13 protein-coding genes are annotated in these 14,910 nt (G+C 68.2%); 6 read left to right on the top strand and 7 right to left on the bottom strand.

Annotation, left to right across the window (positions count from 1 at the left end):
- Window position 1 precedes the first annotated feature (1 nt).
- Together ACEN98_RS13225 and ACEN98_RS13220 are read left to right on the top strand one after the other, a co-directional pair.
- Window positions 2–3,436, top strand: coding sequence for a response regulator (locus ACEN98_RS13225; RefSeq protein ID WP_413384978.1), 3,435 nt, complete (start codon window positions 2–4; stop codon window positions 3,434–3,436).
- The gene (locus ACEN98_RS13220; RefSeq protein ID WP_413384976.1) at window positions 3,433–4,350 is read left to right on the top strand and encodes a diguanylate cyclase; all 918 of its coding nucleotides are present in this window, start codon (window positions 3,433–3,435) and stop codon (window positions 4,348–4,350) included. Before ACEN98_RS13225 ends, ACEN98_RS13220 begins: the two co-directional genes overlap by 4 nt.
- Here the strand turns inward: ACEN98_RS13220 and ACEN98_RS13215 are convergent, their stop codons facing one another.
- Complete coding sequence (locus ACEN98_RS13215) at window positions 4,351–4,782, bottom strand: DoxX family protein (RefSeq protein ID WP_413384973.1); 432 nt, start codon at window positions 4,780–4,782, stop codon at window positions 4,351–4,353. It lies immediately after the preceding gene.
- A gap of 151 nt (window positions 4,783–4,933) precedes the next feature.
- Between ACEN98_RS13215 and ACEN98_RS13210 the strand changes: the two genes are divergently transcribed.
- Window positions 4,934–5,077, top strand: a complete 144-nt coding sequence (locus ACEN98_RS13210; protein ID WP_413384971.1) for a hypothetical protein — start codon at window positions 4,934–4,936, stop codon at window positions 5,075–5,077.
- Here the strand turns inward: ACEN98_RS13210 and ACEN98_RS13205 are convergent.
- The 4 genes from ACEN98_RS13205 to ACEN98_RS13190 all read right to left on the bottom strand — a co-directional run bounded on the left by ACEN98_RS13205 (window position 5,067) and on the right by ACEN98_RS13190 (window position 7,459).
- A complete protein-coding gene (locus ACEN98_RS13205; protein WP_413384969.1) occupies window positions 5,067–5,438 on the bottom strand; it encodes a nuclear transport factor 2 family protein in 372 nt (123 codons plus the stop codon). The two genes, ACEN98_RS13210 and ACEN98_RS13205, sit on opposite strands and share 11 nt — an antisense overlap.
- A gap of 4 nt (window positions 5,439–5,442) precedes the next feature.
- Complete coding sequence (locus tag ACEN98_RS13200) at window positions 5,443–5,661, bottom strand: tautomerase family protein (RefSeq protein ID WP_413384967.1); 219 nt, start codon at window positions 5,659–5,661, stop codon at window positions 5,443–5,445.
- A gap of 10 nt (window positions 5,662–5,671) precedes the next feature.
- Window positions 5,672–6,424 carry an SDR family NAD(P)-dependent oxidoreductase gene (locus tag ACEN98_RS13195; protein WP_413384965.1) on the bottom strand — a complete coding sequence of 251 codons (753 nt, stop codon included), beginning with the start codon at window positions 6,422–6,424 and terminating at the stop codon, window positions 5,672–5,674.
- 105 nt (window positions 6,425–6,529) lie between these two features.
- Window positions 6,530–7,459, bottom strand: coding sequence for a LysR family transcriptional regulator (locus ACEN98_RS13190; RefSeq protein ID WP_413384963.1), 930 nt, complete (start codon window positions 7,457–7,459; stop codon window positions 6,530–6,532).
- 380 nt (window positions 7,460–7,839) lie between these two features.
- Between ACEN98_RS13190 and ACEN98_RS13185 the strand changes: the two genes are divergently transcribed.
- The 3 genes from ACEN98_RS13185 to ACEN98_RS13175 all read left to right on the top strand — a co-directional run bounded on the left by ACEN98_RS13185 (window position 7,840) and on the right by ACEN98_RS13175 (window position 10,592).
- Complete coding sequence (locus ACEN98_RS13185; RefSeq protein WP_413342934.1) at window positions 7,840–7,992, top strand: hypothetical protein; 153 nt, start codon at window positions 7,840–7,842, stop codon at window positions 7,990–7,992.
- Between the two features lie 12 nt (window positions 7,993–8,004).
- A complete protein-coding gene (rnk, locus tag ACEN98_RS13180; RefSeq protein WP_413342933.1) occupies window positions 8,005–8,412 on the top strand; it encodes a nucleoside diphosphate kinase regulator in 408 nt (135 codons plus the stop codon).
- 599 nt (window positions 8,413–9,011) lie between these two features.
- Complete coding sequence (locus ACEN98_RS13175) at window positions 9,012–10,592, top strand: isocitrate lyase (protein ID WP_413384961.1); 1,581 nt, start codon at window positions 9,012–9,014, stop codon at window positions 10,590–10,592.
- 65 nt (window positions 10,593–10,657) lie between these two features.
- Here ACEN98_RS13175 and ACEN98_RS13170 read toward each other — a convergent pair whose 3' ends face one another.
- Both ACEN98_RS13170 and ACEN98_RS13165 read right to left on the bottom strand, forming a co-directional pair.
- The gene (locus ACEN98_RS13170) at window positions 10,658–13,747 is read right to left on the bottom strand and encodes an efflux RND transporter permease subunit (RefSeq protein WP_413384959.1); all 3,090 of its coding nucleotides are present in this window, start codon (window positions 13,745–13,747) and stop codon (window positions 10,658–10,660) included.
- Window positions 13,744–14,895 carry an efflux RND transporter periplasmic adaptor subunit gene (locus ACEN98_RS13165; RefSeq protein ID WP_413384957.1) on the bottom strand — a complete coding sequence of 384 codons (1,152 nt, stop codon included), beginning with the start codon at window positions 14,893–14,895 and terminating at the stop codon, window positions 13,744–13,746. Before ACEN98_RS13165 ends, ACEN98_RS13170 begins: the two co-directional genes overlap by 4 nt.
- Between the last annotated feature and the right edge of the window lie 15 nt (window positions 14,896–14,910).

Raw genomic sequence — 14,910 nt, 5'->3', positions numbered from 1 at the left:
GATGTCCGTATTCCGTCGCTTCGCGCCGCTGTTCGTGTTGTTCCTGCTGAACGTGGCCCATGCCGCCCCGGCGCCGCTCGTGCTGGACGACGCCGTGCCCCGCGTCGAGGCATGGCCCGCCGTCACGCTCGTGCGCGATCCCGCCGGCCGCCTCGACGTCGCCGACCTCGTCGCCGCGCCCGGGCGCTTCGCGGTCCCGCAATCGGCGTACGCGACGCTGGGCATGGAAAAAGGCGTCGTCTGGGTGCGCGTGCCCGTGCAGCCGGCACCCGGCAGCGACGGCGCGTGGACGCTGAAGATCGATTTCGGGCTGCTGAACCGCGTCGACATGTACCTCGTGCGCGGCGGCCGCATCGAACGCCATGCGCAGGCCGGCTCGGAACGCACGGGCGAACGGCCGTCGATCTTCCACGGCGGCCCGGTGCCGGCCTTCCTGCTGCAACTGGAGCCGGGCCAGCGCTACGACGTGCTGCTGCGCGTGGAGGCCAACGGTCCGAAGATCCTCCCGATCAGCTTCGCCAAGCCCGGCGTGTTCTACGAGGAAGCGCTGCGCGACCGCCTCGTGCAGGGCATCCTCACGGGCCTGTTCCTGTGCCTGCTGCTGTACAGCCTCGCGCAATGGGCCAACCTGCGCGAGAGCCTGTTCGCCAAGTACTCGCTGCTGATCGGCGGCCTGGCGCTGTACAACATCGCGTGGTGGGGCCTCGGCGCCGAATACCTGTGGGGCGCCAGCGCGTGGGCCACCGCGAACGCCACCGGCATCATCTCCCTGATGACGTCGTGCGGCGCCTACCTGTTCGTCGGCTCCGCGCTGACGCGGCCCGGCGTCGACCGCGTGTTCCCGCGCCTGATGCAGACGGGCGCCGTCCTGTGCGTGATCGCCGCCATCGCCTTCGGCCTCGGCCTGATCCACGACGAGGCCCTGGTCGCCGTCGTCGGCTCGCTGGGCATCATGCCGATGCTGCTGGGCCTCCCCGGCGCGTTCAACCGCGCGCGCCGCGGCGACACGGTCGGCATCTACTTCCTCGTCGGCTGGGCCGCGAGCTTCATGAGTTCCGTCGTCCAGGCGCAGGTGATCAAGGGCGGCATGGACGCCACCTACTGGACGCTGAATTCGACGCAGTTCGGCGGCACGTTCGACATGCTCGTGTTCATGCGCATCCTGGGCCTGCGCACCAAGAGCATCCAGGACGCGATGGTCCGCGCGGAAGCGGCGACCCGCATGAAATCGGAATTCCTGGCCAACATGAGCCACGAGATCCGCACGCCGATGAACGCGATCATCGGCATGAGCCGCCTCGCGCTGATGGCCGATCCGAATCCAAAGCAGCGCAACTACCTCGGCAAGATCCTCGGCGCGGGCGAGCACCTGCTGGGCATCATCAACGACATCCTCGACTTTTCCAAGATCGAGGCCGGCCGCATGACGCTCGACAAGGTGCCGTTCGACCTCGACGACATGCTCGAGCACCTCGCCAGCATCGCCGCCATCAAGACGGATGCGCGCCGCGTCGAACTCGTGTTCTGCGTGCCGCGCGGCGTGCCGGGCCGCCTCGTGGGCGATCCGCTGCGCCTGGGCCAGGTGCTGATCAACCTGACCAACAACGCCGTCAAGTTCACCGAGGACGGCGAGATCGTCGTCGCCGTCGACGTCGTCGAACGCGAGGCGGACCGCGTGGTGCTGCGCTTCTCCGTCAGCGACACCGGCATCGGCATGGACGCCGACCAGATCGCGCGCCTGTTCCAGTCGTTCACGCAGGCCGACAACTCCATCACCCGCAAGTACGGCGGCACGGGCCTGGGCCTGTCGATCTCGAAGCAGCTCGTCGAACTGATGGGCGGCACGATCGCCGTCACCAGCACGCCGGGCGTCGGCAGCCGCTTCACGTTCACGGTCCCGCTGGGCATCGCCGACGCCGACGCCGCGGCCGCGACCACGCCGGGCGCGGAACTGCAGCGCATGCGCGTGATGGTCGTCGACGACAGCGCGGGCGCGCGCGACGCGCTCGTCGAGATGCTGGACGGCTTCGGCATCCATGCGGACGCCGTCGCGTCGGGCGAGGACTCGCTGGCGCGGCTGGCGCAGGCCGTGCAGGAAGGCAGCCCGTACCAGGTCGTGCTGATGGATTACATGATGCCGGGCTGGGACGGCGTGGAGACGATCCGCCGCATCCGCGCCGACACCCGCTTCGCGGCGCCGCCCGCGATCCTGATGGTCAGCGCCTGCACGCGCGAAGGCGTGCTGCAGCAGGAAGGCGACCTGCCGCTGCACGGTTTCCTCACCAAGCCCGTCGGCCCGGCGCTGCTGTACGACAGCCTGCTGCAGGTGCTGCGCCCCGACCTGGCCGCGCCGGCGGACAAGCCGCCCGCGCCCGCCGACCACCGTCCGGACGCCGACCGCCTGGCCGGCGCGCGCATCCTGCTCGTCGACGACAACGCCAACAACCGCGAGGTGGCGCTCGACTTCCTGGCCGTGGCGCGCATGCGGATCGACGTCGCCACGGGCGGCCAGGAAGCCGTGCGCATGGCGAAGGGGGGCGACTACGACCTCGTGCTGATGGACATCCAGATGCACGGGATGGACGGCTACACGGCCACCCGCGCGATCCGCGCCCTGCCCGGCTGTGCCGACGTGCCGGTCGTCGCGATGACGGCGCATGCCATGGCCGGCGACCGCGAAAAGAGCCTGGCCGCCGGCATGAACGACCACGTCGTCAAGCCGATCGACCCGGACCTGCTGCTGCGCACGCTCGTCAAGTGGATCGCGCCGGCCCGCCTGCAGGGCCGCACCGCGCCGCAGGTCGCAGCGCCAGTCCCGGTGCCCGCCCCCGCGCCGACGGCGCTGCCGCTCGTGCGCGGCATCGACTGGAACCGCGCGCTGGCCAACGCCGGCGGCCAGCAGCAGCGCCTGCGCCGCCGCATCGCCAGCTTCCTGCAGGAGTACGTGCAGGCGCCGCAGGCGATGCGCGACGCGCTGGCGCACGGCGACTACGCGCCGCTGCAATCGCTGTCGCACAACCTGAAATCCGGCGCGGCCTACATCGGCGCCATGCCGCTGGCCACGCTTGCGGGCAGCCTGGAGCAGGAACTCCGCGCCGGCCGTATCGACCGGGTGCCGGTGCTGGCGCCGGACCTGATCGTCGCGCTGGACAGCGTGCTGTCCGGCCTCGCGCGCATCGACGCCGTCCAGGCGCCGGCCGTCACCGGCCTGGATGCGGGCGCCCTGCTGGCGCGCCTGCGCGGCTTCCTGGAGACCGATGACGCGCGTGCCGAGGACGCGCTGGCCGAAGTGCAGGCCGCGCTGGCCGACCCGCGCCACGCGGCGCCGCTGGCGGCCATCCGCGCGGCCGTCGACGAGATCGAATACGAGCGCGCGCTGGTCCATCTCGACGTGCTGGAGCACGCCATCGACAGCCGCGTGGAGGCCGCATCGTGAACGTGGAACCGCAAAAAGTCCTGATCGCCGACGACGACGTGATCAACCGCCAGGTACTGGCCGAGCTGCTCAAGCCGGAATACACGGTGCTGCTGGCGAAGAACGGCGAACAGGCGCTGGAACGGGCCACGCGCCACGCGCCGGACCTGATCCTGCTCGACGTGATGATGCCGGACCTGGACGGCTACGAAGTGCTGCGCCGGCTGCGCGCCGATCCGCAGACGGAGCAGATCGCCGTGATCTTCATCTCCGGCCTGGACAGTCCGGAAGACGAGGCGAACGGCCTCAAGCTGGGCGCCGCCGACTACATCGCCAAGCCGTTCAACGCCACCGTCGTGATGGCGCGCGTGGCCATGCACCTGCAGCTCGTGCGCCAGCGCCGCATGCTGGAACGCCTGGCGCACGTGGACGGCCTGACGGAACTGGCGAACCGGCGCCGCTTCGACGAGCTGTACGCGCAGGAATGGCAGCGCGCCCAGCGCAACGGCTGGCCGCTGTCGCTGGCGCTGCTCGACATCGACGCCTTCAAGCAGTACAACGACTACTACGGCCACCCGGCCGGCGACCGCGCGCTGCGCGCCATCGCGCGCACGGCGGCGACCGGCCTGCGCCGCCCGGCCGACCTGGCGGCGCGCTACGGCGGCGAGGAACTGGTGCTGCTGCTGCCGGACACGGACATCGTCCAGGCGCGCCACGTGGTGGACGAGATCTGCGCGGCGATCGCCGCGCTGGAAATGCCGCATGCGGCGTCGCAGGTGGCGCCGGTGCTGACGGTCAGCGTGGGCGGCGCGACCCTCGGCGGCCATGGGCCGGAGAGCGCGGCCGAATTGTTCGAGGCGGCGGACGAACACCTGTACCGCGCCAAGCAGGAAGGCAGGAACCGGGTCGTGTGGCGCAACCCGGTCGGCGGCTGATCAACGGCGCCTGGGTTCCAGCGTCGACACCACGAGCAGGCCGCCCACGATGCACACGTGCTCCATGAACGGAATCAGTTCCGCATGGCGCGCGGCACCGGTCGCGTGCCAGAAGCCGTGATACAGCACGGTCGCCAGCGCGGTAAACCCGGCCAGCGCCCAGCACGCGGGTTTCAGCAGCCGCCCCGCGATGATCGCGGCGCCGCCGGCCACCTGCAGCAGGATGGTCAGCGCCAGCAGGAGTGTCGGCGCCGGCAGGCCGCCGGCCACCACTTCCTGCAGCGCGCCCTGCCAGCCCTGCACCTTGTCGATACCGGCCCACAGGAACAGCACGCCGACGAGCACGCGGCCCGCGGTGCGCACCGTGCGGTCGAAGCCGTCCGCGGGCGCGGCGGCGCGGACGTTGGCGAGGTTCAGGTCGGGTGTAGCCATGATGACTCCTTGATGGTTGAAACGGATCGCCCGAATCTACACCCGCGCCCGCGAATACGACTCCGTCTTTGGATGGATGCGCTGCCCCCCGGTTGCAGAACCTTGCCACATCTGTCAATATATGCCGACCAGCATACCACCGGAGAAGCCCATGGCGGGTGACGTGATCCTGCAAGCCATCGCCGAAGTCGTCCTCAATGTCCAGATGCGCAGGCACAAGGTCTTGCGCCGCCTGTGCTGGCTCGTCCTGCTCGTCATCCTGGGCATCGTCGTCGCGCTGACTGTCACCCGCTGACCGGCACTTCCGTAAACACCTTGTTGACGATCGCCCAGCGCCCTTCCCGGCGCACGAACGACAGGTAGTTCACGTAGTCGAACCCGAGCGCCGGCACGTGCACGCGGGCCATCGCGATGTCGTGGGTGACGTCGATCGCCAGCACCCGCATGCGGTACGCCTCGCCCAGCGCCGCGGGCGACGCCCGCGCCGCCACGCCGTCCAGGTAGTCGTCCAGGCGCTTGTGGTACGGCTGCCCGCTCCGCTCCGCGAACAGCGCGGCGTCCGGGTGGAACACGGTGCGCAGCAGCGCCGTGTCCCCCGTGTACAGGCCCTTGAAGTAATCGCCGAGGACGGCGGCGATGGCGCGCTGGTCGTCCATGGCTTCAGGCCTTGCGTCGGTCCGCCGCGCGCTGGCGGCGCTTCGTCACGACTTCGCCGCCGTGGCCCCAGTTATCGGTATTCACTTCGTCGATGACGACGAACGTCGCTTCCGGATCCTTGTCCAACACGTTCACCACCAGGTCGGTCGCGCCCGCGATCAGGGCCGCCTTCTGTTCCTTCGTGACCCCTTCGTCGGTCACCTGAATGAGGATGTAGGGCATGATGACCTCCTTACCACGTGCCGGCGGAGGCGCCGCCGTCCACGCTCAGCACGACGCCGCTCGTGAAGCGCGCGTCCGTCAGGTACAGCACCGCGTCGACGACGTCGTCCGTCGTGCCGGTCGTGCCGCTCGGCGCCAGCGTGTTGTAAAAGGCGCGCGTGCCTTCGTAATCCCCGTGCAGCGGCGTCTCGATGATCCCCGGCGCCACCGCGGACACCTTCACGCCGTGCGCGGCAAGTTCGATCGCCAGCGCACGCGTCGCGCTGTTCAGGCCACCCTTCACGAGCACGGGCAACACGGCCGGCACCTTCGCGTTCGGCTGTACCGCGATGCTGGCCGTGATGTTGACGATATGGCCGGCGCCGTTGGCGGCCATGTGCTGCGCCGCCCGTTGCGACGGGTAGAAGAAGCCTTTCAGGTTCGTGTCGACGAGGCGGTCGACTTCGTCCGGCGTGTAGCTGTGGAACGGCTTCGCGTTGAAGATGCCGGCATTGTTGATCAGGATGTCGACCTGGCCGAAGCGTGCGATCGCCGTGTCGAACAGGGCCTGCGCCGTGGCCGGGTCGGCGATGTCGCCGGCGACGCCGACGAAGTTGGCCGGGTTGCCCAGTTGCGCCGCCGCGGCATCCAGGCGGGCCGCGCCGCGGGCGTTGCCGACGACGTTGTCGCCGCGGTCGATGTATGCCTTCGCCAGGGCGAGGCCGATGCCGCTGGAGGCGCCGGTGATGACGACGGTACGAGGATGATGGACTGCTGCGTTCATGCTGTTCTCCGGGTTGTCGACGGCGCGGATGCGTCGTCCGTGGAGACAACTATATGAACAGGCTGCGGCCGGAAAAAGATGGGTTACAGCAAGACAATCGATACATCATGTAATGAATCGCGGGGGTTCGCGCAAATGCTCCACGAGGAAATCGACGAACGCGCGCACCCGCGCCGCCACGTGCCGGTTATGTGGGTAGATCAGGCAGAACGGCCTGGACCGGCCGCCGAACCCGGGCAGCACCTCGACGAGGCGGCCGGCCTTCAGGTCGGCGTCGGCGATGAAGCGGTAGGTCTGGAACAGGCCGCCGCCCGCCCGCGCCAGCGTGACGGCGCCCAGGATGTCCTCGGCGCAGCAGTACAGGCCTGCCGTCGGCAGTTCGACGTCCGCGCCGTTCACGCGGAACAGCCACGGGATGTTGCGGCCCGTGCTGGGCAGCGCGAACTGGATGCAGTTGTGGCCGGGCAGCGCGTCGGGTGTCTTCGGCGTGCCCATGCGCTTCAGGTAGTCGGGCGCGGCGACGACGACCAGTTCCGCGTCTTCCAGCGGGCGCGCGATCATCGTCGAATCGGCCGGCGCCCGGCCCCGGATTGCGAGATCGAAACCCTCGTCGCCGAAATCGACATTGCGGTTACTGAGGTGGAAGTCGACCTTCACGTCGGGATGGCGGCGCGTGAATTCGGGAAGGATCGGCAGCACGCGGTAATGGCCGTACGGCGTGGGCATGCTGATGCGCAGCAGGCCGGACGGGGCGCTCTGGCGGCCCGTGACGGCGCGCTCGGCCTCGACCAGCTGGGCCAGCGCCTTGCGGCACTGGTCGAAATATTCGCGACCCGCTTCCGTCAGGTGCAGGGTGCGCGTGGTGCGCACGAACAGGCGCACGCCGAGGCGCGCTTCCAGGCGCGAGACCGCGCGGCTGACGGCGGCCGGCGTGACGGCCGCCGCGGTGGCGGCCGCCGTGAAGCTGCCCAGTTCCGCGGCGGAGCAGAACAGCTCGATGCTGCCGAGCAGGATGTCGTCGAACTGGCGGCTCATCGAAGGCTCCATTCATTACACGGTGTATCAACAATCCTGCATCTTACTTCGTTTATCGACGCATGGGACCGGCGCCTGGCCACGCCTATCGGCGCGCCACGTTGCCCCGACCGGATGTACAATGAACCATCGATCTTTGTGACATAGCAGCGCAATGGCTCACGAGAAGTTCCTGATTTGCCGACAGCCCCACGCCCCCGTCCGCGCGACGGCGGCCTGCCTGCGCCTGCTCGATTACGCCCTGCCGCGCGTTCTCGCCCGGCTTCATTAAGCTCGGCGGCGGCACAGCCGTTGGCCGGGCTCCACAGAACATAACGATCCGCCCGACCCTCATCGGGCGGCTATGCCCCATTCCTGTCCAGGACATCAAGAGACTTATTATGAAACTCGATCGACCTTCGCTGTTCCGCCGCCCGCCCAGCATCCGGGCCATCAACGACCTGATCGCGCACCGCAAGCGCCTGCGCCAGCGCATCGGCCTCGCCCTCGCCGTCTGCCTGCCGCTCGGCTGGCTGCTGCTCCATGTCGACTGAAGGAGGACCGCCATGTATCCCGCCATCACCATTTCGACGCTCGACCTCGACCGCATCGACCTGATGCTGGACCGGCTCCCGCTGGCCCAGGCGGCCGCGCGCGACGCGCTGTCCGATGAACTCGCGCGGGCCGACGTCGTCGCGCCCTGGGACATGCCGCCCCGCGTCGTGACCATGCGTTCCACCGTCCGCTTCCGCCTGGACGGCAAGGACAGCGAGTGGTGCAAGACGCTCGTCTATCCGAAGGAAATCGGCGAGGGCGACGACACGGTCTCCGTACTGTCGCCCGTCGGCAGCGCCCTGCTGGGCCTTGCTGAAGGCGACCGCATCGAGTGGACCCACCCGGACGGCCGGACGCTCGGCGTGGAAGTCGTCGAGGTGATCTACCAGCCGGAACGCGCCGGTCACTACCACCTCTGACCGCCGCGCATGCGCAGTCATGCGCGTGGCGGATGACGGTCATCACGAAACATCATTGGACGGATTTTGTGCATCGCAGCATAATACTTCCTGTCTCCTCTATCTTCCTCCAAGAAAATAGATTCAAGCCCGCCAACCAGCGGGCTTTTTTTTGTCCCTGCGTTCCCGGCTGAATGTCCGGCCATTTCTCAAATTCGGGGTCAGAGCACATTTCGGTGCACAGTTCTTGCGGCAACTCTACGCTCTGGCCGCGAATGATCTCTCCCCACAGCCACCGAAACGTCGACGCGACTCGACGCGCTGCCCGCAAGGCCAACAATGCATGTAGAAATTGATCAGAAATGGGCTCTGACCCCGAATTTTTCACTCGGCTGAATAACATTCCACAATATGAAATTCCCGCCTTTCAACAGGTGGGATGAATATCCCATTCCGCAAAATTCTTTGCCGCATTGCGGAATGCTTGAGATAACTCATTGAATTCTAGCGTTTAATTTTAGTTTTATGTCTTATATAAGACAGAAGATTTAGATCCCTGGATCTCTTATGATGAACCCATGCGCTTCACCACTTTCGATTCACTTTTCATGGAGTTCGACATGTCCGAGTACCAAAACGATATCCAGGCCATCGCCACCCTCAAGCAGCGCTACGGCAGCGGCTGGGACGCCATCAATCCGGAATCCGCCGCCCGCATGCGTGCGCAGAACCGCTTCAAGACCGGCCTCGACATCGCCCGCTACACGGCCGCGATCATGCGCCGCGACATGGCGAACTACGATGCCGATCCGTCCAAGTACACGCAGTCGCTGGGTTGCTGGCACGGTTTCATCGGCCAGCAGAAGCTGATCTCGATCAAGAAGCATTTCAACAGCACCGACCGCCGCTACCTCTACCTGTCGGGCTGGATGATCGCCGCGCTGCGTTCGGAATTCGGCCCGCTGCCGGACCAGTCGATGCACGAAAAGACCGCCGTCCCCGCCCTGATCAAGGAGCTGTACACGTTCCTGCGCCAGGCCGACGCCCGTGAACTGGGCGGCCTGTTCCGCCAGCTGGACGCGGCCGAAGGCGCCGCCAAGGCCGCGCTCCAGGACAAGATCGACAACTTCGTCACGCACGTCGTGCCCATCATCGCCGACATCGACGCCGGCTTCGGCAACGCGGAAGCGACGTACCTGCTGGCCAAGCAGATGATCGAAGCGGGCGCCTGCTGCATCCAGCTGGAAAACCAGGTGTCGGACGAAAAACAGTGCGGCCACCAGGACGGCAAGGTCACGGTCCCGCACGAGGACTTCCTCGCGAAGATCCGCGCCGTGCGCTACGCGTTCCTCGAGCTGGGCGTGGACGACGGCGTCATCGTCGCCCGTACCGACTCGCTGGGCGCCGGCCTGACCAAGCAGATCGCCGTGACCCATGAACCGGGCGACCTGGGCGACCAGTACAACAGCTTCCTGGACGCGGAAGAAATCGCGGCGGCCGAACTGAAGAACGGCGACGTCGTGATCCAGCGTAACGGCAAGCTGCTGCGTCCGAAGCGCCTGGCGAGCAACCTGTTCCAGTTCCGCGAAGGCACGGGCGAAGCGCGCTGCGTCCTCGACTGCATCACGTCGCTGCAGAACGGCGCCGACCTGCTGTGGATCGAGACCGAGAAACCGCACATCGGCCAGATCGGCGGCATGGTCAAGGAAATCCGCAAGGTCATCCCGAACGCGAAGCTGGTGTACAACAACAGCCCGTCGTTCAACTGGACGCTGAACTTCCGCCAGCAGGTGTACGACGGCATGAAGTCCCGCGGCGAAGACGTGTCGGCCTACGACCGCGCCCACCTGATGAGCGCCGAGTACGACGACTCGATCCTGGCGAAAGTCGCCGACGAGCGCATCCGCACGTTCCAGGCCGACGCGGCGCGCGAAGCGGGCATCTTCCACCACCTGATCACGCTGCCGACCTACCACACGGCCGCCCTGTCCACGGACAACCTGGCCAAGGACTACTTCGGCAACCAGGGCATGCTGGGCTATGTGGCCGGCGTGCAGCGCAAGGAAATCCGCCAGGGCATCGCCTGCGTCAAGCACCAGAACATGTCCGGTTCGGACATCGGCGACGACCACAAGGAATACTTCAGCGGCGAAGCGGCGCTGAAGGCCGGCGGCAAGCACAACACGATGAACCAGTTCTGATTCCGGTCACGACCGACGCCAGCCCGGGCGGTGCCGCAAGGCCCGCCCGGGCTTTTTGCTGGGCCTCAGGCCGGCGCCGCCTCGGCCAGTGCCGGCGCGGGCTCGGACGCCGGAACGATCCGGAACCAGATGGCGTACATCGCGGGCAGGAACACGAGCGTCATGACCGTGCCCGCGAACGTGCCGCCGATCAGCGTGTAGGCGAGCGTTCCCCAGAACACGGAGTGCGTCAGCGGAATGAAGGCCAGCATCGCCGCCAGCGCCGTCAGGATGACGGGGCGTGCGCGCTGCACCGTCGCCTCGACGACGGCGTCGAACGGATTCAGTCCCTCCGCGCGGTTGTGGTCGATCTGCCCGATCAGGATCAGCGTGTTGCGCATCAGGATGCCGGACAGCGCGACCAGGCCCACGAGCGCATTGATGCCGAACGGCTGGCGGAACAGGATCAGCGTCGGCACCACGCCGATCAGGCCCAGCGGACTGGTCAGGAATACCATCACCATCGACGCGATCGAGCGCACCTGGAACACGATGATCAATAGCGTGAACGCGAGCATGATGGGGAACAGCGGCAGCAGCGCGGCGTTCGCCTTGCCGGCCTCCTCGATCGACCCGGCCATGGCGAGCTTGTACCCGGACGGCAGCGCCGCCACGACGGGTTGCAGCGCCTGCTGCATGGCCAGCGACACGTCCGGCGGCTGCAGGCCCTCCGCGATGTCGCCGCGGATGGTGATGGTCGGCACGCGGTCGCGCCGGCGCAGCACCGGTTCTTCCGGCCGGACGTCGACCGTGCCGACCTGCGACAACGGGATGCGCTGTCCGGCCGCGCCGACGAGCGTGAAGGCATTGATCCGCGCCGGGTCGAGGCGCACGTCGCCGGCCGCGCGGGCGACGACCTGCACCGAACGGATGTCCTCGCGCACCGCCGTGACGGGCACGCCGCTCAACAGGAACTGCAGCTGCTGCGCCACGGCGGCCGACGTCAGGCCGACGGCCTGCAGGCGGTCCTGGTCCAGGGTGAAATGCAGGGTCGGCACGCGCGTACCCCAGTCCGTGTTCACGGTGCGCATCTGCGGGCTCGCGCGCAGGATGGCTTCCACCTTCGCGGCGCTGGCGCGCAGCGTGTCCGGGTCGGGGCCGGACAGGCGGAACGCGACCGGATACGGCGAGTACGGGCCGAACACCAGCTGCGTGACGCGCACCCGGGCCTCCGGCGCCAGGCCGTCGGCGATGGCGCCGCGCAGGCGCAGCTTGAGCGCTTCGCGTTCCTGTTCATTGTCGGTGCGGATCACGATCTTGGCGAACGACGGATCGGGCAGCTCCGGCGCCATCGCCAGGTAGAAGCGCGGTGCGCCCTGCCCGATGTACGCGGTGACGGTGTGCGCTTCCTTCTGCTTCGCCAGCCACGCCTCGATCTTCGCGGCGGCGGCGGACGTCTGCCCGATCGCGGTCCCGTAGGGCATCTGCACCTCGACCAGCACTTCCGGCCGGTCGGACGTCGGGAAGAACTGCTTCTTGACGACGGCCATGCCGGCGCCGGCCAGCACGAAGGTGCCGATCACGATCAGCGCGACCAGCCATTTGCGCCGGATCACGGTGCCCAGCAGCCGCCGGAACCGGTTGTAGTTCGGCGTGTCATAGATGGCGTGATGACCGCCTTCGATCTTCGGAATCGCCGGCAGGAGTTTGACGCCCAGGTAGGGTGTGAACACGACGGCGACGATCCACGACGTGACGAGGGCAATGCCCACGATCCAGAACATGTTGCTCGTGTATTCGCCGGCCGTCGATTTCGCGAAGCCATTCGGCATGAAGCCGATGGCCGTGATGAGCGTGCCGGACAACATGGGGGCCGCCGTATGGCTCCAGGCGTACGCGGACGCCTGCACGCGGTCGTAGCCCTCTTCCATCTTCACGACCATCATTTCGATGGCGATGATGGCGTCGTCGACGAGCAGGCCGAGCGCGAGGATCAGGGAGCCGAGGGTGATGCGGTCGAAGTTCTTGCCCGTCGCGGCCATCACGATGAAGACGGCCGCCAGGGTCAGCGGCACGGCCGTGGCGACGACGAGTCCCACGCGCCAGCCCATGCTGAGGAAACAGACAACCATCACGACGAGGAGCGCGACGAAGAACTTGACCATGAATTCATCGACGGCGCCGCTGATGTTCACGGCCTGGTCGGTCACCTTGGCGAGACTCATGCCCAGCGGGACGTCCTTGTTGATGGACCCGACTTCGGCATCGAGCGCCTTGCCCAGGTCGAGGCCGTTCCAGCCGTCGCGCATCACCACGCCCAGCAGCAGCGCCGGTTCGCCGTTGTTACGGATCAGGAAGGTGGCTGGATCCTCGTAGCCGCGTTCGACCGTCGCGATGTCGGACAGCTTCAAGGTGCGGCCCTGGCTGACGACCGGCGTGTCGCGGATCTTTTGCAGCTCGTCGTAGGCGCCGTCCAGGCGGACGAAGACTTGCGCGCCCTTCGTGTCGATCGAACCGGCGGGCGTCAGCACGTTGCGCGCATTGAGGGCCGCGAAGATGTCCTGCGGGGCGATGCCCAGCGTGGCGAGGCGGTCGTGCGAGAACGACACGAAGATGCGTTCGGCCTGTTCGCCGATGATGTTGACCTTCTTGACGCCGGCAACGTGCAGCAGGCGCTGGCGCAGGGTTTCGGCATCGCGCACCAGCAGGCGTGACGGTTTGCCGCGCGCCTTCAGGGCGTACAGGGCAAACGTGACGTCGGAGAATTCGTCGTTGACCATCGGGCCGATGACGCCGCCCGGGAGCGAAGCCTGCGCGTCCTGCAGCTTCTTGCGCGCCTGGTAGAACTGGTCGGGCACGTCGGCGGGCGGCGTGCTGTCCAGCAGCGTGACCGTCGTGAACGCGAGGCCCGGACGGGTATAGGTGTCCGTGCGGTCGTAGTAGCGGAGTTCCTGCATGCGCTTTTCGAGCGGTTCCGCCACCTGGTCCTGCATTTCCTGGGCGGTGGCGCCGGGCCAGGCCGTGATCACCGTGAGCTGCTTCACCGTGAACGGCGGGTCTTCCGCGCGGCCCAGCTTCAGGAACGCCAGCACGCCGGCCAGCGAGACGAGCAGGATGAGGAACAGCGTGACCGACCGCTCGCGCACGGCCAGCGCGGACAGGTTGAAGCGGCTCATCGTGCGGCTCCCGGCGCGAAGTGTGGCGTGGTTTGTGGCGCGGTTTGTGGCGCGGTTTGCGACACGGTTGCGGCGGCAAGCCGGCCCGGCACGCGATCGACGCGCACGGTGTCGCCTTCGTGCAGCAGATGGGCACCCAGCGCGACCACGCGCTCGCCGGGCTTTAACTGGCCCGTCACGCGCGCCATGTCGTCGCCGATCGCGAGCACGTCGACGCGGCGCCACGTCACCTTGGCGGGATCGCCCGCGACGGTCCAGACGCCGCTGCCCTTGCCGGCGTCCAGGACGGCCGCGGCCGGGACCTGCAGCGCGCCGACCTTGCCGTCACTGTCGCCACCACGTTCACCGTCCAGGCGCAAGGTGACGGTGGCGCCGAGCGGCGCGTCCGCCAGCGGCCCGTCGAGGACGTATTTCGCCTCGTACGTGCGCGTGAGGCGGTCGGCGGCGTCCGCGAGCTGCCGCAGGCGGGCCACGCCGGCGGCCTGTCCGCCATACAGCGTGGCCTGCGCCTGCGATCCGGGCCGGGGCCGCATCGTCTCGGGCAAGTGGACGACCGCCTCGCGCGGCCCCGCGTGCGCGAGGCGCACGACGGTCTGGCCCGCGCCGACGACCTGGCCCGGCTCCGCCAGCGTGTCGACGACGACGCCGTCCGCGTCCGCCACGAGCAGCGCATAGCCGGCCGCGTTGCGGGCGACGTCGTACTGCGCCTCGGCCGCGCTCAGCTGCGCTTTCGCCGAGTCTGCGGCGGCCTTCAGCTGCTCATACGTCGAGGCCGACACCGCGCCTGCCGCAACGAGGTCGCGGTAGCGGGCCTCGTCGTGGGGCGCCGGGCGCGCCCCGGGGCCGGCGGGCCGGGCCGCCCCCCCCCGGGCCCCCCCGGGGGGGGGGGGCTGGCCGCGGTGGACGGCCTGGCCGACGTCGACGAGGCGCTGCACCACCTTGCCCGGCACGCGAAAGCCCAGGTCGCTCTGGACGCGGGCGCCGACGACGCCGGTGAATGAACGGGCGGTGGCCGGTGCGCCCTGGACGAGAACGGTCTCGACGAGGGGCGCCGCCGTGCGGGCATCGGCGGCGGGCTTGTCGCCGCACGCCGCCAGGACAATCGGCAGCAGATACAGGGCGCGGGCGCCGCGTGAGCGAATGGACATGGGAGCTCCCTTTGG

Origin of the sequence: Massilia sp. CT11-137, from assembly GCF_047302885.1 — a bacterium.
In the GTDB taxonomy this organism is placed as follows: Bacteria; Pseudomonadota; Gammaproteobacteria; order Burkholderiales; family Burkholderiaceae_D; genus Telluria; species Telluria orientalis.
Note: the sequence above shows the minus strand (reverse complement) of the source record. Positions and strands in the feature narration are given on the sequence as shown.